The following is a 24470-nucleotide window of genomic DNA, read 5'->3' on the forward strand; positions in this document are numbered from 1 at the left end:
CTTCGCCCCGAACCCCACCAGGAGGAAGGGCACAGCCCTTCCTCCTGGACCTCCACCCCAGTTTTTCAATCGTTTTTTTGATTTTGCAGCCCTAGCAACACCGCCCCGGCTGCCCCCCGCGCCCACCATAACGCGCCTCCTGCCGCTCCTGGATGAACGCCGCCCGGGTCATGACCGGCTCACCCGGATGGCGCCGCTGCCGGTGCAAAACATAGGCATCATAGTCAGGCAACCCGACCAGCAGACGGGCAGCCTGGGCCAACACCCCCCAACCACGCCGCCAAAAATCACCCACACCCCGCATCATCGACACAACAACGGCCCCTCGGTCCCGGACTCCTTGACCGTCGGCTGCTCACAACGCCACGCCGCAACACAGACGCGCATCCCAAAACCCAGAACAACCAGCACCACCGCCATGAACAGAACAGCCAGCGTGACATCCACCCGGTCGTTGAAGACAATCTGCTGCATCTGCTCCAAACTCTTGGCCGGCGCCAAAACAGTACCCGCTGCCAAACCATCCTGGAAATACGCCGCATGGGCCAGAAAGCCAATCTTTGGATTGGCGTGGAAAATTTTTTGCCAGGCCGCTGTCAGGGTGCTGGTCAGGAGCCAAAGCGTGGGTAATGTGGTCACCCAGGCGTACCGCTCCCGCTTCATCTTGAAAAGCACCACGGTGGCCAGAATCAAGGCGATGGAAGCCAACATTTGATTGGCGATCCCAAACAAAGGCCAGAGGGTGTTGATCCCGCCAAACGGATCCATGACCCCCTGATGCAAAAAATAACCCCAAGCGCCGACACATAAAAAAGTGGCCACAAGATTACCGGCCAAGGAGGAGGTCTTTTGCAGGGGAGCGAAGAAAAAGCCCAACAAATCCTGCACCATGAAACGACCCGCCCGCGTACCGGCATCCACCGCCGTCAAGATGAACAAGGCCTCGAACAAAATGGCAAAGTGATACCAGAAACCCATCATCTCCCTGCCACCCAAAAGTTGCGAAAAAATAGAGGCCATGCCCACCGCCAGGGTTGGGGCGCCCCCGGTGCGGGAAAGAATGGTGTGCTCCCCCACGTCCGCAGCGGTCTGTTGGATCATCTCTGGCGTCACCACAAACCCCCATTGGCCAATGGTTTGGGCGGCATGATCGGCACTGGGTCCGAGGATGGCCATGGGGCTGTTCATGGAAAAATAGATGCCTGGCTCGATGCACCCCGCCGCCACCAGCGCCATGATGGCCACAAACGCCTCCATGAGCATGCCGCCATAGCCGATAAAACGGGCGTGCAACTCATTTTCCAACATTTTCGGCGTGGTCCCCGAAGCGATGAGGGCATGAAAGCCGGAGACGGCGCCACAAGCTATCGTGATGAAAAGGAAGGGGAAAAGAGACCCGGACCAGACCGGACCGCTCCCATCGGTGAATGATGTCAAGGCAGGCATCTTCATGGGGGGAGCCACGATCATGATGGCCACGGACATGGCCAGGATGGTTCCAATCTTGAGAAATGTCGAAAGATAATCACGCGGCGCCAGCAACAACCACACCGGCAGCACCGAAGCCAAAAAACCATAGGCCATGAGCATCCAGGACAAATCCTGGGCAGTGAATGTGAACAGTGGCCCCCAGGTGGGGCTCTGCATCACCTCCCCCCCTATGACGATGGAGGCCATGAGAGAGATGAAACCGATCACCGACACCTCCCCCAAACGACCAGGCCGGAGGAAACGCAGATAAACCCCCATGAACAGGGCAATGGGAATGGTCGCCGCAACGGTAAACGTTCCCCATGGGCTCTCCGCCAGGGCCTTGACGACGATCAGGGCCAGAACAGCCAGCAAAATCACCATGATCATCAAGGTGCCGAACAAGGCTATGACCCCCGGCGCCTCCCCCATCTCCGCCTTGATCAGTTCACCCAGGGAACGACCATCCCGCCGCATGGAGATGAAGAGAATCATGAAGTCCTGCACGGCGCCCGCCAGGACGACGCCGAAGAGCAGCCACATCATGCCCGGATAGTACCCCATCTGCGAAGCGAGCACCGGGCCAACCAACGGTCCCGCCCCGGCGATCGCCGCAAAATGGTGCCCGAAGAGGAAATAGCGGTTGGTGGGGACAAAATCCAGGCCGTCATTTTTTCGCACCGCCGGGGTTGGCCGTTCAGGATCCAGTCCCATGACCCGGCGGGCGATAAACAGGCTGTAATAGCGAAAACTGATCAGATAGACGGCAATCGCCGCCACGACGATCCACAGGGCGTTGATGGTCTCGCCATGATGCAACGCGATGGTTCCCAGTGCGAAGGCGCCAAACACCCCCAACACCACCCAAGGCAGATGCTTCATCCCACGCGCAATCCGTGTGCTGGTGACCATGCAGAGACTATTTCCCAATGATACCCAATTGTTTGATGGCAGCCGTCGTGATCGTCAGGTTGTAGAGAATGCTGGAGACATTCTTCAAGAAATCCATGATCTCGATCTGGTCTGTTTTCAGAGGGACGACGATGGTGTCGCCCGCCGCGACATCCAGGCTGCCCATGGCAAACCAGGAGGATCCAAAAATGCTGTCGGCATTCTTGGGAATGACCTGACCATTGGCCTTGACGATGTAGATATTATCCTTGTCGGCGCTGTTGCTGAAACCACCACTCAGACTGACGTAATCTTCCGCCGACTTGCTGCGCCAGAACTGATGGGAAGAGGGATAGTTGACCTCGCCCAGAACGGTCACCTCGCTGCTCTTCGGCGGCAACAGGATTTGATCCCCGTCACGCAACGAGATGGAGACAGAGGCCTTTTTTCCTGATTCCCAGAAGAACGAATCGGCAACCGGCGAGCCGTCGTCCTCTACACCAGCCAGGATTGCCGGAAGGTCGATGGCCAAACGTCCCTGCGGATGGGTCTCTTTCAGCTTGGCCATGATGGCATTCAGGGTCACCGGGTCGACCGCTGCATTTTTCGTTGAATCGGCGGAGATCGACGTCCGCGTGTGCATCAGGGTGTATTTGACGATCTCCCCTTCCAGACGATTGGCCAGGGCTTCCATCTCCTTGCGCTCCCTCTCCTTCAAATCTTCGCGCAGGAATATGGCCCCCTCCGGAAAGGCAAATTCGGTCAGATTGCCAGCCCGTTCGATCAGCTGTTTGAGCGTCTCCCCTTTTTTGACCGGGTAGGTGCCGGGAAAGCGGACTTCCCCCTGGATCGAGACATGCATGGTTCCCGACCAGTTGGGCACCGGCTTGATGGTCAGGGCATCGTAGGGACGCAAGTCAAGATCGGCTGTTGGATTCCCCGACAAAACGTCATTCAAGGCGACACTCAGGTGCTGCATCTCCCTGGTTTTTTTATCGGTGATGAAGTAGCGGTTGATCTCCGCTTCCAGGGTATAGGCTGGTTCGGCCATCCATCCGCCGGCGCGGATCAGGTCGCTGATGCGCATCCCCTCTTCCAACGGGTAGCGACCTGGAAAGCGCACCATGCCCGAGACAGCGACGATGCGGGAGGGTTGCGAAAAGGTGGCCTGGGCCTGGAGTTGCTCCAGAACCGGCTTCAGCAACCCCTCACGGGTACGCTGTGACCAGGAATAAAAATGGTCCGCCAACTCTGGAGAGTTGGTCGGCACCCTGAGGAAGGAAAACTTCTCCTTGGCATCGTCCGTTTGCATGCCGCCCGTCATGAAGGCAGGAAGGTCAGAGACCGAATGCCTGAACCGTTTGAAGCGTTCCCGCTGGTTGAATCCACCGAAGGCGGACTGCTGGGTCGTTATCTCCGTTTCCTTTTCCTGCATGTTCTGGGCACGGCTCGCCTGGGAGCGTGACAGAGAATGGGCCAGGCCGGCCTGCTGCTGACGCTGGTCATCGGACAGATACCTCCCCCTGACATTGGCGTAGTTCCGGCTCAGGAAATCCGTCCCCCCGACCATGGCCGAGCGGGAGAAGACATTGTCCATGCCTCCCTGTCCACCCCCTTCGCCAGAATCACCGCTGCCGGATTTTTTGACCGAATTGGCTATGAAGAAATCATCCGACTGCTCCAGGTTGCCGCTTGAGTCAATGAAGGGATTTTGTCCTTCCTTTTTTTCCACCTTGCGATCGCGACCGGCTCCCTGCCCTGGAATCTTGAGTTCCCGGGAGAAAAGCCCCTTGCGATCCTGGGCCAGGGTATACTCTTCAAAATAGTTGCTGCTGGCAAAGACGAGCAACTTGTCTTCAGGGCGGACCAGGAGATCGCTGGGCGAGCCTTCGTTGCCGAAGATATCGCGCAGCCGGATCGAGAAAGGAGCGACCCGGCCATCCTTGTCCAGGACGCGCACCACGACGGCATAATCCAGGTCGGTCCCGGGCAAGGTGTCGGCAGCCGAGCGCACCAACTCCGACAGATGCATGCCCTGAGCAAACGGGTAGACGCCCGGGAAACGAACATTGCCCTCAACGCTGACGATGGGCTCAAGCTGATCGGAGGGTGTTTGTCGGCGCAGTTCCGTCACCCAGGGTTCGATGGTTTTCGCCCGATCCTCGTTCAACCCCAGGACCAGAATCTCGTCATGCGGTTGCAAGAGGGTATTGTAGGGCGATTCCCGATTGGCAAAGGGCTGATCCAATCTGGAGACGAGAAATTTCCATCGATAGCCATCATGCGACTCGCGTCGAATCAGGACGTAACCAAGATCGGGATTTTCCTGTAACGCCCTGGGGGACGAGACCACATCGGTCAGGCGCAATCCCTGGCGCCATTCGTAAGGTCCGGGACGTTCCACATGACCGGAGAGGGTGACCACATCCTCCATCTTTTCGAGCACGGACTGGATGCGGATGGTATCGCCACTTTGCACCCGGGTCTTGGCCAAGGAACCCTGACTCAGATCCAGGGCCAGAATTTTACGTCCTTTGCCCTCCTGGATACGTTCCAGCTGGATCCCTCTCTTGAAGGCGGACGGAAACAAACCCCCGGCCATTTTCAAGACATCCTGGACCGTTTTATCATTTTTCAGCTCGAAAATACCGGGTCGGCGCACCTCCCCTTCCACCCCGACGGTCGCCCCGATGGGGGGAACAAAGAGCACATCTCCATCCACCAATCTGGCGTCGCGACTGGTATCCCCATGCATGAGGAGATCATAGAGATCCAGGGTCGTGACAACCTTGTCGCCCCGTTTCAATTGAATTTGCCGCAGCGACCCCACTGGCGTCACACCGCCACTGGCGAAGAGGGCATTGACCATGGTGGAGAGAGCCCCCACCGTAAAGCTGCCCGGGCGATGAACATCCCCGAGAACGAACACCCGGATGGAGCGCAGCGACGCCATGGTCACATGGGTCAACTCCATCCCGATCAATTGCGACTTGATACGTCCGGCCAGCAGATCCTTGACTTCATGGAACGAGACCCCCGCCACGGGAATGAGGCCAATACCCGGAAAATCGACCATGCCCTCGCGCGTGACTTTGAGGGGATAGGTTTGAAAAGCCTTCCCGGACATCTGGACCTGTATCGTATCACCCGGCCCGATCACATAGTCGGAGGGGATGGGGATGTTGGCAACCGGGGCAAAGGTCGAGGGCATGCCCTCAAACAGATCGTAGCCAAACTGCTTGAGGAGAGGGCCCTGCACCCCCTTCTGTTCCAGGCTGGCATCCTTGGGCAAGTCGGCCTGGCCTTTTCCGTCCATTTTGGTTTGTTTGGCGCCAGGAACGGGCTCCGGAACCGGCAGCCGCGCCGGGTGAATCCTGCTCAGGGGGTTGTCCTGGGGGGTGTCTGACTTTTTTTCCTGCTGGTCCTTTTGCTCCTGGCCGAGTAACGGGGCATTTTGATTGTCGCCAAAATCCCCTCTGATGTTGATCGATGGCGTCCTGCCCAAGGACGGCAAGCCAAGTGCGTCGGACTTGCGGCCACCCCGCAAGAGTTCCATCAGGCCATCGCCAACCAAATCATCCGCCGCTACCGCTCTTTCCGGAAAAAAGAGAGCGGCCAGGGCAAACACAACCAGGATGACTCCATAAACTCGACCACGCATGCTGAACCATTTTCTTTTGTCGGGAGCAAATTTTGGACTTTACCAGGATATGGTTTTCCTGCCAAGGCATCCTGTTTCAGCAAGCCCCAGGAAAGCGGCGGATCGCAACCCTCCGGGATTAAAAACCACCCTGGAGACCAAAATTCAACAGGCCATACTGCCTGCCAAACTTGGATGAGGTGAATCGATTGTATGAAAAAGGGATCTCACTCAAAAGCTGGTGATTCATCATTTGTGCTCGCACAAAAAAAGCGACCTTTTTGTAGGGTTTATACCCAACTTCTGTTGTAATCAAAGTATTTGAATCAAAATATGGGATGCCAGAAGCACGCAAGTCTTCGTCCATGGAGCGGTTTTGCATTTCATACCTGGCGCCCAGTCGAAACCTCCACGCCTCATTGAACCATTGATACATCCCCCCAAGGTGCTGATAGGTTGCCTTGTATTTCATCTGCATCATGTCCGGGCCAGGGTATCTGGGGGATGGATCATTGATATCAAAGGCAACCAGCTGGCACTCATCCACGGTTCCACCAACCAATTGCCCGGCAATCTGATATTTTGAAGGTGAATCCAATTTGTAACGACAATTATTCGACATGGTCGCAATAAAATCTTTAAAACCGATCTTGCTGGTACCACCGCCAACAAACACCGAAAAAGAGTCTTTTTTTGTCACATTCCATGTGCCGATCAAATCGATTTGCGTTTGTTCGTCAGATGGTTTCATGATATCGACATTATCTACTGTATTGTCTCCCAGGAGGAGGGTTGTCTTTTTGCTAACCCCTTTCGCTGAATTTCCCCATTGACTGAAGCGGAGCGCCAAAGCAGGCAGTTTTCCCAGGTTGACGGTCAACTGGTACTGTATGGCACGTTGCCAACTGAATCCATCCAGGGGTTCCTGAGGTGTCTGTATCGCCCGACTCCATAGGGAGCCGTCCACCCAGAGTCGGCGTGTCAATGCCACACCTGCATAAATGTGCCCTCCCCGATAATCACCTACATCGGTATTGGCGTAGGTCGTGTCTCTCCCCCTGATATTGGCAATGTCCACCTTGTTGTTCATTACATCAAAACTGATCTCATACTCACCATGCAGAGGAGAGAAGCCACGTTGTGCCGTCAGAAATTCGTCAAGCGGCGCTCCAGCGACCCGCGCTGGAAAACCCATCCCTTCCAGGAAGCAGACGAGAAAAATCACACTGCTCCCGGATAGACGCTGGCTGGGAAAATTCTTGCGTTGCAAAATCGACAATCTCCCCCTCAGTGACGTTGAACAAGCCTACAGCACCACCATCACAAAAAGAAAAAAGGAGTGTGCACAAGGCACACTCCTTTCAAGAGATCGAAACTCCAATGCGCTGCGGATCACTTAACGGTGAAGGTACCCTGAATCGAGCTGATCGGGCCATCACCCGTGTCGACAAGAGCGTTGCCATTCATGTCGGCAGAGATCGGGAGACCGTTGAAGCTGATTTGGTAGAAGTAAGACCCCTGCGTCACGGCTGCATTCAGGGCCGAGGCCAGATTCTTGTTCGCATTGAAGAGGCTGAAAACTTTGGCCTCGATCATGGTGTTGGAAGCCGTACCAGGATTGGCCGCCTTGCTGGCAGTCAGGCCAGCCTTGGAGACGAGCACGCTATCGAACGCCGTGTTGGAAACGGTCAAGGTGGAAGGCGTGGTCATGGTGGTGTCTGTCGTGTAGTAGGTCACCGCAGCCGTGCCACCAGCCGGCAATGTCAGCGTCAGGAACGTCCCATCAGAGACATAGTTCATGATGTAACTCGCGCTGATATAACGCTCACCGGAAGCCCTGGTCGCAGAGGTGCCATCCTTCAGCAGCAGAGTCACGTTCGCAGTACCCGCCGAGATCACGGGAAGGCTGGTCAGGTTGAAGTTGATCACGGGGGAAACGGCCTGCGCACCCGGGTCCGACGCATTGCCCGGGTATTGGACGGTCGTCAACAGGGCCAGGTTCTTCCCACTGATCGTGTAGGTCGACGGCAGATTGGTGGTCAGGACCGTCCCGCTGAGAGTGGGCGTCGACATGGGGAATCCAACGCCATTGTTGCCGTAGTCATACACGGTGATGGAGTTGGCGGCGGCATTCAAGAGAATGTTGTTGGTCGTTGTGGGAGACGACGGGACAATAGCCTGGGCCGCATTGGAAGCGGCAGCAGCCTGAGCGGCAGCCGTGGTGGCATTCGCTGTTGCGACCGACGTGACACTGGAGGCAGTGATCGCACTGACCGTACCAATGTTGGCGAGGAAGGCCGTCTTGATGTCCCCGATGAGTTTGGACGTGCCGATCGCCGCCAACAGAGCGCTATACTTGGCGGCGAGGGTAGGATTGCTGGCCTGCAACAACGGAACAGCGGCGCTCCAGAAGTATTTCGCTGCCGTCCCCAAGGCCGCCGAGGTAGAGGTGGTGGTCAGCACCGGCTGAACCTTCGAAGTGAAGGTGCTGGCATACTTCAGGGCGATGGTCGCCATGGTGACCGGTCCACTGGTGCTCGTGACCGTCAAGGATTGACTGACCACCTCGTCGGTGACCTGGGCAGCCGACAGGAAGACGGCATTCGTGAAGGCGGGAGTGGAAGCCACATCCAGAGCGGTCCCCGACTTCAGCGCCGTACCGAGCATGCCGACAACGTTCGCGACGCTCCACCCAGTGCCACCCACGTTGGTGGGGTTGGATGCAGCGACGCGACGCAGCATTTCGCCGGTCGCTTCCAAAGCCATGGCATACTGGCCGGCATGGGCAGCATCCAGAGCGGTCACATCGGTGGTCAAAGGATCGAAGGTGGCGGCGCCATCAAGAGCCCCGTCGATACCGAAGCCAAACTGATTGACGACGAACCCCTTGACGGCATTGACGTTGGCCGTCGTGACAGCCGCTGACGTACCACCCGCCGCCGCCACGGCAGCCGAGTAAATGATCGACGTAAGCGCGTTGGCGTTCAACGTCGTGGTCGCGCCGGTCACAAGCGTGTTCAGGTCCATATCCGGAACCAACCCGGTCACATCGTCGATACCGCCCGAGAAGGTCAGCGGATAGGCAGCAGTCGAATTCTGGGCCGGCAGAGACAGCGACACGCTGTAGCGACCGTTGGTGGGCACCGCGCCGCTCAGCAGCTGCCCGTTGTAGCTGATCGTCGAGTTGGTCAAGGGCCCTTTGGCCGCCAAACCGGAAACCGTCGAGCCGGTCGAGCCGGACGAACCGCCGCCGCCACAAGCCACGACTCCAACCGTCAGGATTCCCGCCAGTGCGAGCAACGAGCCTTTTTTGGCCAATGTTTTCATCCCCCACTGCTTCATGTCTTAAACTCCTCACAATCTAAAATTATTCAGGTTGATCCCATCCCTGGAAGAAAGCACGCCCCAAGGAAAAAGGGGAAGCCCATGCGGTCAACGCTGACCCTGTTCACAGCGGCTTCTCGATGCGGACCAGCACGCACCAATCTCCAAAAAACAATCCTACCATTCCGTTCCCTTGCCCTGCAATACCACAACAGCCGCCACATTGCCAAACGTTGCCACCCCATGTCAATACAAAACTATCAGACCGCACCACAAAATCATCTCAGGCATCCTCCTCAAGCCCTAGATCTCCCGTCAGCCCCTTCCCGACCTGGTCGGGAGAGATGCCACTGCCGCAAAACACGGCTCCGCTCAAAAAACCATGCGGCAGCATGGCGCCCCGCGCACCCCTTGGGGCCCGCCACCTGCCCAAATCCACAATTTGTCGCGTCCGCCGGCCAGAATCCAGGGTGACGCCACTCTCCGGGGAAAAAACAACGATATCCACAATCTCCTCACCCTTTTGCAGCCGTTGGATCCGCACCCCCTTGCCGCGGGAAAGCAGCGGAAACTCCTGCACGTCGCACACCAAGAACCGACGCCCCTGGCAGATGGATCCGACAAGCGTCCCTTCGATGGGCCGAACGGAGAGAAGCCGGTCACCCTCGCCAAAAGTCAGGATCTGCTTGCCGGTCCTCTGGTTGGCAACAAAATCGCTCCCTTTGATGCGCAACCCCTGTCCCCACCGGGTGGCCACGAAATACTCCTTCTCGCTCTCGACCACAACAACCCACTGCACGACATCGCCACCCTCGATCTCGAAAATGACGGTCAGGGGTTCACCGAAACCCTTACCCGAAGGCAACCGATCCACCAGAGTGGAATACACCTTGCCCGACCCGAACACGAAGGAAACCGTATCGTTGGAGAAGGCGTTGATTTGCAGCAACAGGTCATCATCACCTTTGAACCGTTGCCTGCCCAGATCGGCATCATGCCCCTTCAAGGTCTTCACCCAACCCCTGAGCGACAAAACCACCGTCTGGGGTTCACGCTGGATCAAATCTTCTGGCCGCAGGTCGATCTCCTGCGGCGTCCCACCCAACTCCGTGCGGCGCGGATCGGCAAACTCCCTGCGAGTCTTCTGCACCTCCTGCTGCACCGCACCCCACATGCGCTGATCTTCCGCCAACAAGGTGCGCAACTCATCCGCCCTCGCCTCCTTCTCCGCAATCTCCTTGCGGATGGCCATCTCCTCCAGGCGGCGCAAGGCGCGCAGACGGAGATTGAGAACGGCTTCGGCCTGCTCACTGTCCAGGCCAAAACGGCGCATGAGAACCGGGGCCGGATCATCATGCTCCTTGATGATGGCAATGACGGCATCGATGTTCAGATGAACGATCAAATGGGCCGCCAACTGGTGCAGCCGCTGACCCATACGTTCCAGTTCGTGGCGGCTTCGCCGCGTGATAACCTGAAACCGATGACTCAACCACGCCTGTAATAATCCCTTGAGATCCATCACCTCAGGTCGGGCATCAGCTGTCACAACATTCAAATTGACTGCAACCCGCACCTCCAAATCCGTATTCTTGAACAGGTAGGCCATCACCTTTTCAGGTTCGATACTCCGCGTCCTGGGCTCCAGGACAATCCGCAGAAGCTCATCGGACTCGTCACGCACGTCGGCCAGGAAGGGGGATCTCTTGTCAACGATCAACTGGGCGATACGCTCAATCAAACGAGCCTTGGGAACCTGATATGGAATTTCACTGATCACGATCCGCCAGCCACCCCTTTGCAGTTTCTCCACACTCCACCGCGCCCGCAACCGAAGCGTTCCCCGTCCCGTCCGGTAACTCTCCAGAATCTCGGCCTGGCTGGAAACCAGAACACCACCGGTCGGAAAATCGGGCCCCGGCACACAGCCCGCCAGTTCCTCGATCGAGGCCTCTGGCCGACGAATCAACAACAGAGCAGCGGCAAGCACTTCACCCACGTTGTGCGGAGGAATCGAGGTCGACATCCCCACCGCAATCCCCGTGGACCCGTTGGCCAGGAGGTTGGGAAACCGCGCCGGCAGCACAACGGGCTCTTCGAGAGATCCATCGTAGGTCGGAACCAGATGGACGGTCTCCTGGTCCAGATCCTCAAGCAAAGATTGCGCCACTTTTGTCAGACGCGCTTCCGTATAGCGCATGGCTGCGGCCCCGTCGCCGTCGATATTGCCGAAATTCCCTTGGCCATCCACCAACGGGTAGCGCACGGCAAACTCCTGGGCCAGACGCACCATCGCCTCATAGGCCGCCTGGTCGCCATGCGGGTGGAACTTGCCAATCACATCTCCGACCACACGCGCCGATTTTTTGAACCCCGACCCCGGATCCAGATGCAACGCACGCATGGCAAACAGAATGCGGCGGTGGACCGGTTTCAGGCCATCGCGGACATCCGGCAGGGAACGACTGATGATCGTCGACAGGGCATAGGCGAGGTAGCGGCTCTCCAACTCCAGCCGGATGGGGGTCTCCCTGACAAGGCCGGAAGCAAGGGTCATGGGATCATCCCGATGGGTTGACCTGACATCCGGGGATCATCCCTCGGAAGATTCCGCGTCTGTCCGCACAACGGGCGGGATGGGAGCGGCATCACCGCCGCCACCAAAACGTGGTGGCAGGTCATGCGCCACGCGCAGGCGATCCTCCAACTCGTGACAGATCGCTTCGTTGTCGCGCAGGTAACGTTTGGCATTTTCCCGTCCCTGCCCAATCCTTTCGCCCTTGTAGGCATACCAGGCGCCGGATTTTTCCAGAATATTTTTCTCCACGGCCATATCCAGAATCTCCCCGACCAGAGAGATGCCCTCCCCATAGGTGATATCAAATTCGGCAGATCGGAAAGGCGGGGCCATTTTGTTTTTGACCACTTTGACCTTGCACCGGCTGCCAACGATATCCTCTTTGTCCTTGATGGAGTTGGTGCGACGGATATCCAGGCGCACCGATGCATAAAACTTAAGCGCGTTACCGCCGGTCGTGGTCTCTGGACTGCCGAACATCACCCCGATTTTCATGCGGATCTGATTGATGAACAGGACGATGGAGTTGGAGCGGGAGATGCTGCCCGTCAATTTGCGCAACGCCTGGGACATGAGTCTGGCCTGCAACCCCATGTGGGAGTCGCCCATGTCCCCTTCCAGCTCCGCCTTGGGCGTCAGGGCTGCCACCGAGTCGACCACCACCAAGTCAACAGCGCCGGAACGAACCAGCATATCGGTGATCTCCAGGGCCTGCTCGCCCGTATCCGGCTGGGAGATCAGGAGCTCCTCGATCTTGACCCCCAGCTTGCGGGCGTAGCCAGGATCCAGGGCATGTTCGGCATCCACGAAGGCGGCCACACCACCTTTTTTTTGGATCTCTGCCGCCACATGCAAGGCCAGGGTCGTTTTGCCCGAGGCCTCAGGCCCGTACACCTCCACCACCCGACCCCTGGGAAGTCCTCCAACCCCAAGCGCAATGTCCAACCCCAAGGAGCCGGTGGAGATCACCGGTACCTGATCCAGGATCCCCCCATCCATGCGCATGATGGAACCCTTGCCAAACTGCCTCTCGATCTGGGCCATGGCTGCATCCAACGCCTGCGCCTTGTTGCTGTCCAGTGCCATCTTCGGTTCCCCTTCGCGCATTGATCAACCCATGGACAACAGGCCATCGCCTGCGCCCTCGTCTTCTTAAAGAAATCCCCGCATTCTAGCAAAATCCCCCTTCAAGGCATAGCAAAATGGTTCGGAGCGCCACAAGATTCGGTCGGTGGGCAGGATCTCGCCGGGAGAGGATCGGTTGCCCCCTTCTCCCGCTTCCGTGTAGGATGCTGAAGAAGTGGCGTAAAAATCGCCGCAAGGGTTGCAGGACGATCCTGGACGGTTGGAGGATGGCGAGAGGCTTCTTCCGTCCGCACAAGAACAAGAGAGGGTGACGAGAGGCTTCTTCCGTCCGCACAAGAACAAGAGAGGGTGGCGAGAGGCTTCTCCCATCCGCACACAAAAACAGTCATGGGGTGTAGACATGGAAATATCCGAACTGTTGGCCTTCAGTGTCAAAAACAAGGCCTCCGACCTGCATCTTTCAGCCGGGATGCCGCCTCTCATCCGCGTGGACGGCGATATACGTCGTATCGACGTTCCGGTTCTGGACCACGAACATGTCCACGACATGATCTACGACATCATGAACGACAGACAGCGCAAAGAGTACGAGGAACATTTGGAAGCAGACTTTTCGTTTGAAATTCCTGGACTTGCAAGATTCAGGGTCAATGCTTTCGTACAAAATCGGGGCGCCGGTGGCGTCTTCCGCACCATTCCTTCCGACATCCTCAGCCTGGAACAGTTGAGCGCACCGAACATTTTCAAGGAGTTTGCCGAATCTCCCCGGGGCATGGTTCTGGTCACCGGACCCACTGGTTCCGGCAAATCCACCACCCTGGCCGCCATCATCGACCACAAGAACAAAAACGAATACGGCCATATCCTCACCATCGAGGATCCCATTGAGTTCGTTCACCAATCCAGCAAATGTCTGATCAACCAGCGCGAAGTGCACCGGGATACGCAGAGCTTCACCAATGCCTTGCGTTCGGCCCTGCGTGAAGATCCAGATGTCATCCTGGTCGGCGAAATGCGCGACCTGGAGACCATCCGTCTCGCTCTGACCGCCGCAGAAACCGGCCATCTGGTCTTCGGCACCCTGCACACCACCTCGGCGGCCAAAACCATTGACCGTATCGTCGATGTCTTCCCGGCTGCGGAAAAAGACATGATCCGCACCATGCTCTCCGAATCTCTGCGAGCGGTGATATCTCAGAACCTGCTCAAGAAGAAGGGGGGGGGACGGGTGGCGGTCCATGAAATCATGGTTGCGACCAGCGCCATCCGCAACCTGATCCGGGAAAACAAGGTTGCCCAGATGTATTCGGCCATTCAGACCGGCAAGGCGGTCGGCATGCAAACTTTGGAACAGGGCTTGCAGGATCTCATGCAGAAGGGTCTCATCACCAAAGAAGCGGCCCGCGACAAGGCCAACATCAAGGATGCTTTTAAATAGCCAGGACTTTATACCTATGCGCAAAATGTTCCCCGGTCTCCGGCTCTTGCCCGTGCTGGTCGCAGTTGGAGTGACTGGTTGCAACCAGACATGGATGTCGTCGGCGCCGCCACCACCGCCACCACAGCCTGTGGCCATGGCGTCGCAACCCATGCCACCAGCCTTCCAGGAGGTCGACCTGATCGACATGAGTCACAAGATTGCCGACTCCCTGGTAGGGGAACTGCGCAAAAACCACCCCTCCTTCAGCCGCCAGAAGCCCATTCTGGTGGCCAGTTTTGTCGACAGAACCAATGTGGACACCACCTCGGAACTTGGGCTCATGGTCTCCGACCACATCTCTTCCCGGCTGACCCAGCAGGGTTACGCGGTGGTGGAACCCAAATTGCGGGAGGATATCTCCATCCGCGTCATGGAGGGCGAGTTTGTTCTCTCCCGCGATGTGGACAAGCTCTCTACGGAATACAAGGCTTTTGCCGTGGTGGTCGGCAGTTATACCCGCAGCCGGGACACCCTGGATTTCACCACCCGCATGATCCAGGTCAGAAACAAGCAGGTGTTGGCCTCCATCGATGCCAAGATGCCTCTGGGTACCGCCTCGCGTGACCTCCTGGTCGAAACAGGTGGACCCGCCTTGAAAGTGGTGGACAGATGAAGAGCCATGTCACCACTGTCGTGGTGGCCGGCCTCTTGACGGTCGGTTGTCTGGCTGCGGTTGGTTGCGCCTCGCGGCCAACACCGGAAACCCTGCCCCTGGTCTCCCAACCCATGACCCAGCCACTCCCCCAGGATCTGGTTGAGGCTTCCTATGCAGCTGCCGATGTCATGGTCGCTGAGTTGGAAGAGCGTATGATGCCTCAGCAATCCATCCTTCCGGTCACCTTCGTCAATCTGGACAATCTGGACGAGACCTCCTCCCTGGGGCGGCTCATCGCCCGACAAATGGCCTCACGCTTCACCCAAAGGGGCTACTCCATCATTGAGGCCAAAATTCGCAAGGATTTATTGATCCGGAAGGATCAGGGGGAGTTCATCCTCTCCCGGGAGATCGAGAAGATCGGCCAGGATCACAAGGCCAAGGTTCTTCTGGTGGGCAGCTATACCGTCGCCCAGAATCGCATATTCGTGAACGCCCAGATCATCCGCCTCAAGGACAAGGTTGCGCTGGCCTCCAGGGATTTCATGCTGAATATCGGATCGGACATCCGCCGCCTGCTCGGACAACCTCTCTAACAACTTGGCCAGGTTGCTTTTCACCTGCTTGGCCTTGCGCATGGACCAACCCGTTATAACGAGGAACGACCGCCGTGGAACGTGATCATGCCAATCGCTTCATGCTGGATGCCTTGAAAAACATGCTGGAACAGGGTGGCTCCGACCTCTTCATCACTGTCGGATTTCCTCCAGCCATCAAAAAGCACGGAAAAATGACACCCGTGACCGACAAAGCTTTGACGGCTGCGCAAACTCTGGAACTGGCCCGTTCCATCATGACCGAGAAACAAGCCAAGGAGTTCGAGCAAACCCGCGAGTGCAATTTTGCCATTCATCCGCAGGGTATTGGCCGGTTTCGCGTCAACGCCTTCGTTCAGCAGGGACGAGCCGGCATGGTGCTGCGCACCATCACCACGGACATTCCTGATTTTGACAAGCTGGGTCTCCCGCCCATCTTGAAAGATGTGGTGCTGTCCAAGACCGGCCTGGTGTTGATGGTCGGTGGTACGGGTTCCGGAAAATCCACATCTCTGGCCGCCATGTTGGGCCATCGCAACGCCATGACCCACGGCCACATCATCACCATTGAAGATCCCATCGAGTATGTCCACCCACACCACAACTGCCTGATCACCCAGCGGGAGGTCGGCGTGGACACCGACGATTGGCACATTGCTCTCAAAAACACCCTGCGTCAGGCTCCCGATGTCATCCTGATCGGCGAAATTCGCGATCGCGAAACCATGGAGCACGCCATCAATTTTGCCGAAACCGGCCATCTGGCGCTCTCCACTTTGCACGCCAACAGCGCCAACCAGGCTCTGGACCGCATCATCAACATGTTCCCTTCCGACAAACGTCAACAGCTCCTGATGGATCTGTCCCTCAACCTGCGGGCGATCGTCTCACAGCGTTTGCTGCCGAGAGTGGGTGGCGGGCGTGTTGCCGCCATCGAAATCCTGCTCAAATCCCCCCTGGTATCCGATCTGGTTTTCAAGGGAGAGGTCCACGGCATCAAAGAGGTCATGGCCAAATCCAATGAGCTCGGCATGGTGACTTTCGATCAGGCCCTTTTCAACCTGTTTGAAAAGGGTTTGATCACCTACGAGGATGCCTTGCGTTTCTCCGACTCTGCCAATGAGTTGCGCCTCAAAATCAAACTGGAGAGCAAATCGTCCAAGAACAAGGATCTCACCGCCGGGCTGGGGAGCTTGAGCCTCAAACCCAAAGAGGAAGCGTAGTCAAAAGGAAGTACACACGTGGCCACAATCCTGGTGGTGGATGATGATGGTCAGACAGTCGAGCAGGTCAGCGCCATCGTTGCCGGAGCGGGTCACACGCCTGATTTTCTCCTGGAAGCGCAGTATCTTTTACCTAAATTGGAGACCGAACCTGTTGACTTGATCCTGCTTGATGTCAACATGCCGGATGTGAATGGGCTGATGGTCCTGGAGCAACTGAAAGGTTGGTCCGGGGCAAGCCGGATCCCGGTCATCATGATCACAGGTGAAAGCGAGGAGAATTTGATTGCCCGCTGTTTTGATCTGGGGGCGGTGGATTTTGTTCACAAGCCTGTCCGCCCGATCGAACTCCTCTCCCGCATCAAGATCGCCCTGGACACCAAGGCCTACATCGACGAAATTTTTGCTCGTGGATCTGCCCTCCAGCAGGCTTACGAATTCAATGCCGCTGTCCTGGACAGCATCGAGGACGGCCTTTGCGTCGTTGATGGCAGGGATTTTCATCTGCACCATGCCAACCGTGTCTTTGCCGAGCGGGCGCAGTATGCCGCACCCCTGATTCCGGGCCAAAAATGTCAGGATATCATGGCAGGAAAAGGTTCCTTATGTCCGCTTTGCCCCGGCCCTGCGGATGGGCGTTGTCCAGTCCGGGCCGCCGCCGACAACGCCACATCCCAAACCAATGAACATTTTCACTACACTCCCGATGGCAAGCGGGTTTTTACAAAAATCATCACCACCTTGATCCACGGAACTCACGCCAATCCGGAGCGGGTTCTCTACATCACACGTGATGTAACCGCCCGGCAGGAAGGCGAGGAACGTCTCAAACACATGGCCTTCCACGATGCCTTGACCGGCCTGCCCAATCGGCAGCTCTTTCTTGACCGATTGGAACAGGCCATTGTGCAAGGGCGGCGTCACAAACAATGGGTCGCTGTTCTGTACTTCGACCTGGATCGCTTCAAAGCGATCAATGACACGTTGGGTCATGCCATGGGAGATCTTCTGCTCCAGCAGGTTGCGCGGCGTCTTGTTTCCTGCGTGCGGGAGAGCGACACTGTGGCCCGGCTCGGCGGTGATGAGTTTACCGCAGTTCTGACCAATATCACCCAATCGGCGGACATTCTGCAAATCTCCCATCACATGCTCGACCTGCTCGGCCAAAGCTTTCACCTGGAAGAGCACGAGATGACCGTGACCACAAGCATCGGCATCAGCTTTTTCCCCATGGACGGCGATGAGCCGGGTCAACTGGTCAAAAAAGCGGATGCCGCCCTCTACAAGGCCAAACACGCCGGGCGCAACAATATCCAATTTGCTTCCGGACGCCCGTCCCAGGAACAGTTCAACCTCTTCAGTTGATTGCCAGTCACGACCCACTTCCGTCACATTGACTCCCTTGTCGGCGAAGGGCCGTCAGGTCCAGTATCCGGATCTGGCGCCGTTCCACCTCGATGATCCCCTGCTCGCTCAAATCCCGCAAGATCCGCGAGAGGGTTTCAGGCTTGACGGATATGTGCGATGCCAAAAGATGTTTAGGAATATCGAGATGGACCACCGGAGCGGCACCGGGTTCGGGTGGGAGGGAGGCAAGCAGAAAGCGAACCAGTCGGCACGGCGCCGATTGCAAACATAAGCCATCAATGTTGGAAACGTGGCAACTCAACTGACGGCTGAGGTGCCCCATGATTTTGAAGCAAGTCTCGGGCGATTCCCGTAGAATTTCCAAAAAAAGGTTGGCCCGGATGGATAGTACCTCACCGGAATGAACGGCCTCCGCCTGCACGGGATAGCGTTTTTTATCGAGAAACATCAGTGCCGTACCGAACGTCTCCCCCGGCTTGACAAGCCGCAGAACCTTCTCCTCGCCGGTGTGGGAGACGCGACCCAGTTTGACCATGCCGGTTGCCACTTGATAAAAATGGACAAACTCCTGATCGCGATGCACCAAAACTTGTTTCTCCGCAAGGCGAATCCTGGCAATGCCTTGCTGGAGGCGTTCCAACTGCCTCTCCGCAAGGGAGGCGAAGAGCGGCGTCCTGCGGATCAAATCCTTTGACAGGGGGGAGTTGATTTTTTTCTGGTTCATCGTTGAGGCTCCTTCGTCAGGGTGGTCTGGGGCTCCAACCCGCTTGTCCACCCAGTCGATACCTTTTCGACACATCTTGACTCATGGCAGAAGGGAGAGGTCGACATCATGCCGCTCGCGCTCAAATATTGGCTGGGAGGGTTGATCAACCCTCTCACCCTGGCCCTGCTGGCCGTGGCCTTGCTGGCCTGTTTGTCCCGGCGCTGGCCCACGGTTTCCCGGCGATTGAGTTTGGGGATTATTCTGCTTTTATGGTCGATCTCCACACCCCTGGTGGCGACCACGACCAACCTCTCCCTGGAAGGGAAACACCCGCCGCTGCCCATGGCGAAAATAGCCCCTGCCGATGTCATCATCATCCTGGGCGGAGCCGTATTTGGCGCCACCTCCCCACGTCTGGAGGTCGAACTGACCGATGCATCCGACCGGGTGTTGCATGCTTTTCGCCTGTTCCAGGCTGGAAAAGCCCCCGTGATCCTCATCAGCGCCGGTGGGAAGCCCCTTCCGGAAGCAAAATCCATTGCCACCCTGTTGCAGGCATGGGGCACACCCCACACATCCCTGCTCCTGGAGGAGAGGAGTCTCAACACTCGGGAAAACGCCCTGGAAAGCAAAAAGATCATGGACCAACACAACATGCGGAGGGGGATCCTCGTAACCTCGGCCTTGCACATGCCACGCGCCCTGGCCACATTCCGCGCTGCGGGGGTGGATGTCACACCTGCTACAACCGATGTCAATGCCATACCTGGGCATGAACCCCTGCTGCTGCGTTGCCTTCCCAACCCTGGCGCCATGTCCGGCGTCATGGCGGCCATGCGGGAGTGGGCCGCCATCTGGCTTTATCACCAGCGTGGCTGGATCCGGTCACATCACGCCCCGGAACCCGGCCACATCTCTTCAATCCGGCTCAGGTCAAACCGGTGGCCGACATAGACCTCGGTCTCGCCGCCATCGTAGACCTCCACCTCGATCATGTGGATGGCATCGTCATCGGCCAGGAGGTAATAATCCAGCCCCTTGCCATCTTGAGGACGTGGAAAAAACGCATTGCCACGATAATCCCCCTTATGAAAAATTCCCTTGGCGGCATCCACCTTCAGGAGGTAGACCGACGCCGTCCATCCTGCCATGGAGTCAGGCTCCTCCATGCGATGCAGGGTCAATGGCCCATCCTTGTCATCAAAAAGTTTAGCAAACTCCTCCAACCTGAACAAACGTGCCACATCACTGCGTTCGAGACGACCGCTGACCCAAAAAAGGGGAGGATCTTCCCGTTCATCCAGGGTCAGATGGACAGTCAGACCCCCAGCACTCGTCAAGGTCAACTCCGGCGAACGCTCGTTGCCGAACAGGTAGGTGTTGACCTCGTCCACCGTGAACCGTTCTCCACTCAAAATCAGCGTATCCAACGTGCCAAAGCGAAGTCCGTCACCCTTGCGTAAATCTCGCGGATGGCGCAAGGCACGCCCGTGCTCCGAGGCGTGGGAACCAAAAATTTTTTTGAAAAATCCCGCCATGGGTCTGATCTCTTGCCAACGCATCGTCCCCGCTTCCAGACCTGAACATCGTGATGGTATAACGATATCCTCCGCCGATCTGGCAGGGAGAAGTGGATTAGACTGCCAACACCCCATCTCCGGCCACATGATAAGGGGAAGTGGATCGGAGTGCCAATGACCCATCGTTGGGTCAGCTACTTTGCCCAAGCAAATGTCATGCAAATCCAGCTTTGGAATGGATCGTTGTCACTACCCTCCCCTCCCTCTGTTCGGCATAATGGGCCAGGGTGTGGGTGCTGAACAGACACTGGAGAGTCGCGATGAAACAACTGTTGCAGGAGATCCAAAAACACTTGGCCAAAGGCGGTTACCGTTCCATGGCACAAGTGCGGTTCTCCCTGATTGGCAGCCTGCTGGTCAAACTGGGTTGGCCCATTCATGACCCCGTGGAGGTAAACGCCGCCTTTGACATGTCCGAGGGGGGCAACTCTCCCATCCCACCCATGGCGTTGACCATTCCGGGAGGGTCCGAGCCTGCCGTCATCATCGAACTCCATCCTCTGGGCAGCATGACCCGGGATCTGCAACCCCGGGCCACTCCTGGTACGATGTTCCACGTTCTGACCGATGGTCCCGTTTGGCGGTTTTTTTTCCGGGAGACGCACAAGACCCAACCCGATCTCTGTTTTAAATCCATCGACTTGGTCCAAGCCGATCCGGATGAGGCAGGCAACTTTCTGTTGACGATCCTGGGTCGGGAGGCCCAAATCAGCGGCTCGGCCCGTCAGCGCCTGGAAAAAAAATTGGCCTTGGGGGCAAAAAAAAGGTTGGAGCCCCTGCGCCGCCTGCTCCCCAAAGCCCAATCCGTCGCCAACACGCCGCCCCACCCGGAACTTGCCGCAGTTTTACAGGTCATGGCCAAAAATGCCGGCGTCGCTGTGACGCCCGATGATGTTGCCATGTTTCTGCAAGAGGTCAAGGAGACCAAGGTGCAGGAGGTCGTTGCCCGGGTGACCCTTGCCACCCAGGAAAAAAAGGAGTGGATCGAACCTGTCACCGGCATGCCCTTCATCTGGGTTCCGGGTAGCCGCTTCATGATGGGCAGCCAGGAAGATGAGGTCGGTCGCCTGCCCAATGAGGGACCGGTCCATGAAGTCACCCTCTATGGTTACTGGCTGGCCAAATATCCGGTCACCTTCGCCCAGTGGAAAAAGGTGACGGACGCCGAATCACGCAATTCACCTTGGTCCCGGGACCGCAAAAAAACCAAGGAGGAGTTGGAACGGGAGGAGAATGAAGCCAAGCTACTGAAAGCAAAAGGTGATTTTCCTGTCGAGTCCGTCCTGCGTCAGGAGGCGATCGACTTCATCAACAAGCTGGGACTTCTTGGCGGTGAGGGGTCCAAACTCCGGTTGCCCACCGAAGCGGAGTGGGAGTTTGCCGCCCGGGCCGGTTTCTCCTCGACCTACCCCTTCGAGGGTGATCCGCGCCGGGAGCTGGAGGCCCACGCCTGGATCAACACCAATTCCAAGGGGGTAGTGCAGAAAGTAGGGACCAAAAAACCCAATGCCTGGGGGTTCCACGACATGCTGGGCAACGTCTGGGAGTGGGTCGCCAATGCCTATTATGTCTACGGAGAGGCCCCGGTGAGCAACCCCCAAGGGCCGGAAAGGGGCAACGTGTGGGTGCGTCGTGGTGGCAGTTGCCGCAGCAATGCCAAAGCCTGCCGCCCGGCTCGGCGCAACAACATCCAGGCCGACGAGGCCGAAGCCAAAAACAGTGGCGGGTTGGGCTTCCGTCTGGCCAAAAACGGCTGAGCCGGGCGATACACCGAGTCACTTGCAAGCGTAACCATTCAGCACCCGGCAACGAATCGGGATCCAGGGGGCTGGCTCCTGGCAAGTCCAGGACAGAGTCCTGGTGGGGTTCGGGGCGAAGCCCTGACAAAGGCCTTCATGCCCAAGCTTTTCTTACCATGGCGCCGAACAGTCACTTGCAAACTTCCGATCCGGGTCGGTCGTGGCGACGGGCTCACGCCGTGGCCATACCACAATAAAACCGGACCAGACTCTCCGTTCCTGCATGAAATGTGGGGAGATGCAGATTTTCGTTGGGTCCATGGATGCGGGAATCGGGCAGGCTGAACCCCAACATCAGAGTATCCAGGTTGAGGAGACGCTTGAATTCGGAGACCACCGGAATGGAGCCGCCCTCGCGCACCAGGAGCGGGGCCACGCCAAACCCTTCCTGAAGGGCCTGCCGCGCCGCCCGGACTGGGGGTATGTCGTCTGGCACCTCGATGGGACGTGCGCCGCTTGGAAAACGATGGACATGGAGCGAAACCCCGGCAGGAGTGTTGGCCAGCAAATAATCGGTGACCAGAGCCACCATCTCTTCCGGATCCTGATCGGGAACCAGACGCAGAGAGATTTTGGCCTTGGCCGTCGCCGGGATGACCGTCATGCTCCCCTGGCCGGTGAAACCACCGAAAAGACCGTTGATCTCAAAAGTCGGGCGCAACCAAAGCCGCTCCAAAAGCGACCATCCCGGTTCACCCCAACCGGATGCAACCCCCAGATCGGCCAGGTAGGCCGATTCATCCAGGGAGAAGCGTCGCAGTTGCTGTCGTACCGCATCTGCTGGTGGGCGCACCCGGTCATAAAAACCGGGTATGCCAATCTGCCCATCCCTGCCCTTGACCGAGGCCAGCAGGCGGGCCAATCCCTCCAGGGGGTTGGTCAGAATGCCCCCCAGAGATCCCGAGTGAAGATCCTCCCTGGGACCGGTCATGGTCAGCTCCAGGTTGATCAACCCGCGCACCCCCAGGCAAATGGCCGGTTGCCCCACCGCCCACATGGCGGAATCGGAGATGACTGCCCAGTCTGCCCGCAAAAGTTCAGCCTGTTCGACCAAAAACCGCGACAGATTGGGGCTGCTGATCTCCTCCTCCCCCTCGATCAAAAACACGACGTTGACCGGCAGCGAGCCCTGCACCCGCATGATGGCTTCCAGAGCCAGAATGTGCATGAAAAACTGGCCCTTGTCATCGGCGGCGCCCCGCGCATAAAGCCGATCGGAGCGCACCTCTGGCGCAAAGGGAGGGGATCTCCAGGCTTCCAGGGGACCAGCCGGCTGGACATCGTAATGCCCGTAAATCAACAGCGTGGGGCGGCCAGGGGCATGGCGCCAGGAACCTGTAACCAGGGGATGCCCCCCGGTCGGCATGACCCGAACCTCTTCCATGCCTGCTTCGGTCAAAAGTCCAGCCACATGGGCAGCACACGCGGCCATGGCAGAAGCGCCCTGTGGATCGTTGGCTACGGAAGGAATCCGCAACAACGCATCCAGCCGGCCCAGATTTGTCTCACGCCGGCCAACCAGGTCGGCAAGAATCGATGGCATCACGATTTTCCGTCGGGTAATTGTTTGGGGCTTTTCATGTCGATCAACCGGGCGCTGTGCATCGCCAACCCGGTCCAGTCATCCGGCATGGCCAACCGGGCCACGGTCGCGGTCTTGACAAGGCCGTATTCGGGGGGATACTCCCCACCCGCTCTGTCAGGCTGATCGGCCACACGGTTGGAAAGTTCCCGGCTTCTGATATCGTTGGCCGGCACCAGGTAGGTCAGCAGCATCTCCAAACCCGGGTTGTGTCCCACCAACAAGACACACGCAACGGCAGGAGGGGTCTTCGCCAAAACGCGCAACAACTCTTCGACACCCGCCTCATAAATATCGGAATGCCAGTGAATCCCTCCCGGATCCATCTCCAAGGCAGTACATACTTCGGTCACCGTCTGCCTTGCCCGCCTGGCCGGGGAACAAACAATGTGATCAGGCGTCACCTGCTGGGAGCGCAACCACCGACCCATGCGTGGCGCATCCCGCCAACCTCTCTTGGACAGGGGCCGGTCAAAATCAGTGCCAGCCTGGGTACCCCAGTCGGACTTGGCGTGCCGCATGATGATCAACTCACGGGCCATGAACACCCCC

General features: G+C 57.7%; 18 protein-coding genes. 7 read left to right on the forward strand and 11 right to left on the reverse strand.

The annotated features are described in order from the left end of the window. Positions 1–91: 91 nt before the first annotated feature. The 7 genes from HQL63_08110 to recA form a co-directional block, all read right to left on the reverse strand. Entirely contained in the window at positions 92–304 is a 213-nt protein-coding gene (locus tag HQL63_08110; GenBank protein MBF0176794.1) for a putative selenoprotein, read from the reverse strand. Then, positions 304–2352 (reverse strand): carbon starvation protein A, encoded by a 2049-nt coding sequence (locus tag HQL63_08115; protein ID MBF0176795.1) that lies wholly within the window; start codon positions 2350–2352, stop codon positions 304–306. Before HQL63_08115 ends, HQL63_08110 begins: the two co-directional genes overlap by 1 nt. Positions 2353–2389: 37 nt before the next feature. Beyond that, complete coding sequence (locus HQL63_08120; protein MBF0176796.1) at positions 2390–6022, reverse strand: SLBB domain-containing protein; 3633 nt, start codon at positions 6020–6022, stop codon at positions 2390–2392. A 118-nt stretch (positions 6023–6140) separates the two neighbouring features. After that, on the reverse strand, positions 6141–7271 hold the full coding sequence (locus HQL63_08125) for a hypothetical protein (protein MBF0176797.1): 1131 nt from the start codon (positions 7269–7271) through the stop codon (positions 6141–6143). Between the two features lie 122 nt (positions 7272–7393). Beyond that, positions 7394–9343, reverse strand: a complete 1950-nt coding sequence (locus tag HQL63_08130; protein ID MBF0176798.1) for a hypothetical protein — start codon at positions 9341–9343, stop codon at positions 7394–7396. 265 nt (positions 9344–9608) lie between these two features. Next, positions 9609–11882: a DNA topoisomerase IV subunit A gene (gene parC / locus HQL63_08135; GenBank protein ID MBF0176799.1), complete on the reverse strand. Its 2274-nt coding sequence runs from the start codon at positions 11880–11882 to the stop codon at positions 9609–9611. A gap of 36 nt (positions 11883–11918) precedes the next feature. Next, positions 11919–13010, reverse strand: coding sequence for a recombinase RecA (gene recA / locus HQL63_08140; GenBank protein ID MBF0176800.1), 1092 nt, complete (start codon positions 13008–13010; stop codon positions 11919–11921). 379 nt (positions 13011–13389) lie between these two features. Here recA and HQL63_08145 point away from each other — a divergent pair, with 379 nt between their 5' ends. The 5 genes from HQL63_08145 to HQL63_08165 all read left to right on the forward strand — a co-directional run bounded on the left by HQL63_08145 (position 13390) and on the right by HQL63_08165 (position 18248). Continuing rightward, complete coding sequence (locus tag HQL63_08145) at positions 13390–14427, forward strand: type IV pilus twitching motility protein PilT (protein ID MBF0176801.1); 1038 nt, start codon at positions 13390–13392, stop codon at positions 14425–14427. 16 nt (positions 14428–14443) lie between these two features. Further along, the gene (locus tag HQL63_08150) at positions 14444–15082 is read left to right on the forward strand and encodes a hypothetical protein (protein MBF0176802.1); all 639 of its coding nucleotides are present in this window, start codon (positions 14444–14446) and stop codon (positions 15080–15082) included. After that, on the forward strand, positions 15079–15660 hold the full coding sequence (locus HQL63_08155; GenBank protein MBF0176803.1) for a hypothetical protein: 582 nt from the start codon (positions 15079–15081) through the stop codon (positions 15658–15660). The genes HQL63_08150 and HQL63_08155 overlap by 4 nt, the downstream gene beginning before the upstream one ends. A gap of 101 nt (positions 15661–15761) precedes the next feature. Next, on the forward strand, positions 15762–16883 hold the full coding sequence (locus HQL63_08160) for a PilT/PilU family type 4a pilus ATPase (GenBank protein ID MBF0176804.1): 1122 nt from the start codon (positions 15762–15764) through the stop codon (positions 16881–16883). An 18-nt stretch (positions 16884–16901) separates the two neighbouring features. Next, on the forward strand, positions 16902–18248 hold the full coding sequence (locus HQL63_08165; GenBank protein MBF0176805.1) for a diguanylate cyclase: 1347 nt from the start codon (positions 16902–16904) through the stop codon (positions 18246–18248). 7 nt (positions 18249–18255) lie between these two features. Here HQL63_08165 and HQL63_08170 read toward each other — a convergent pair whose 3' ends face one another. Then, the gene (locus HQL63_08170) at positions 18256–18975 is read right to left on the reverse strand and encodes a Crp/Fnr family transcriptional regulator (protein MBF0176806.1); all 720 of its coding nucleotides are present in this window, start codon (positions 18973–18975) and stop codon (positions 18256–18258) included. Between the two features lie 108 nt (positions 18976–19083). Here HQL63_08170 and HQL63_08175 point away from each other — a divergent pair, with 108 nt between their 5' ends. Then, positions 19084–19911, forward strand: coding sequence for a YdcF family protein (locus HQL63_08175; protein ID MBF0176807.1), 828 nt, complete (start codon positions 19084–19086; stop codon positions 19909–19911). Here the strand turns inward: HQL63_08175 and HQL63_08180 are convergent. Beyond that, positions 19848–20495, reverse strand: coding sequence for a hypothetical protein (locus HQL63_08180; GenBank protein MBF0176808.1), 648 nt, complete (start codon positions 20493–20495; stop codon positions 19848–19850). The genes HQL63_08175 and HQL63_08180 overlap by 64 nt on opposite strands. Before the next feature lie 302 nt (positions 20496–20797). On the opposite strand from HQL63_08180, the gene HQL63_08185 reads away from it, so the two are divergent. Beyond that, on the forward strand, positions 20798–22294 hold the full coding sequence (locus HQL63_08185) for an SUMF1/EgtB/PvdO family nonheme iron enzyme (GenBank protein ID MBF0176809.1): 1497 nt from the start codon (positions 20798–20800) through the stop codon (positions 22292–22294). A gap of 214 nt (positions 22295–22508) precedes the next feature. Here the strand turns inward: HQL63_08185 and HQL63_08190 are convergent, their stop codons facing one another. Continuing rightward, positions 22509–23879: a dipeptidase gene (locus tag HQL63_08190; GenBank protein MBF0176810.1), complete on the reverse strand. Its 1371-nt coding sequence runs from the start codon at positions 23877–23879 to the stop codon at positions 22509–22511. Further along, positions 23879–24460, reverse strand: a complete 582-nt coding sequence (locus tag HQL63_08195; GenBank protein MBF0176811.1) for a histidine phosphatase family protein — start codon at positions 24458–24460, stop codon at positions 23879–23881. Before HQL63_08195 ends, HQL63_08190 begins: the two co-directional genes overlap by 1 nt. Between the last annotated feature and the right edge of the window lie 10 nt (positions 24461–24470).

It is taken from the genome of Magnetococcales bacterium (assembly GCA_015231175.1).
Taxonomy (GTDB): domain Bacteria; phylum Pseudomonadota; class Magnetococcia; order Magnetococcales; family DC0425bin3; genus HA3dbin3.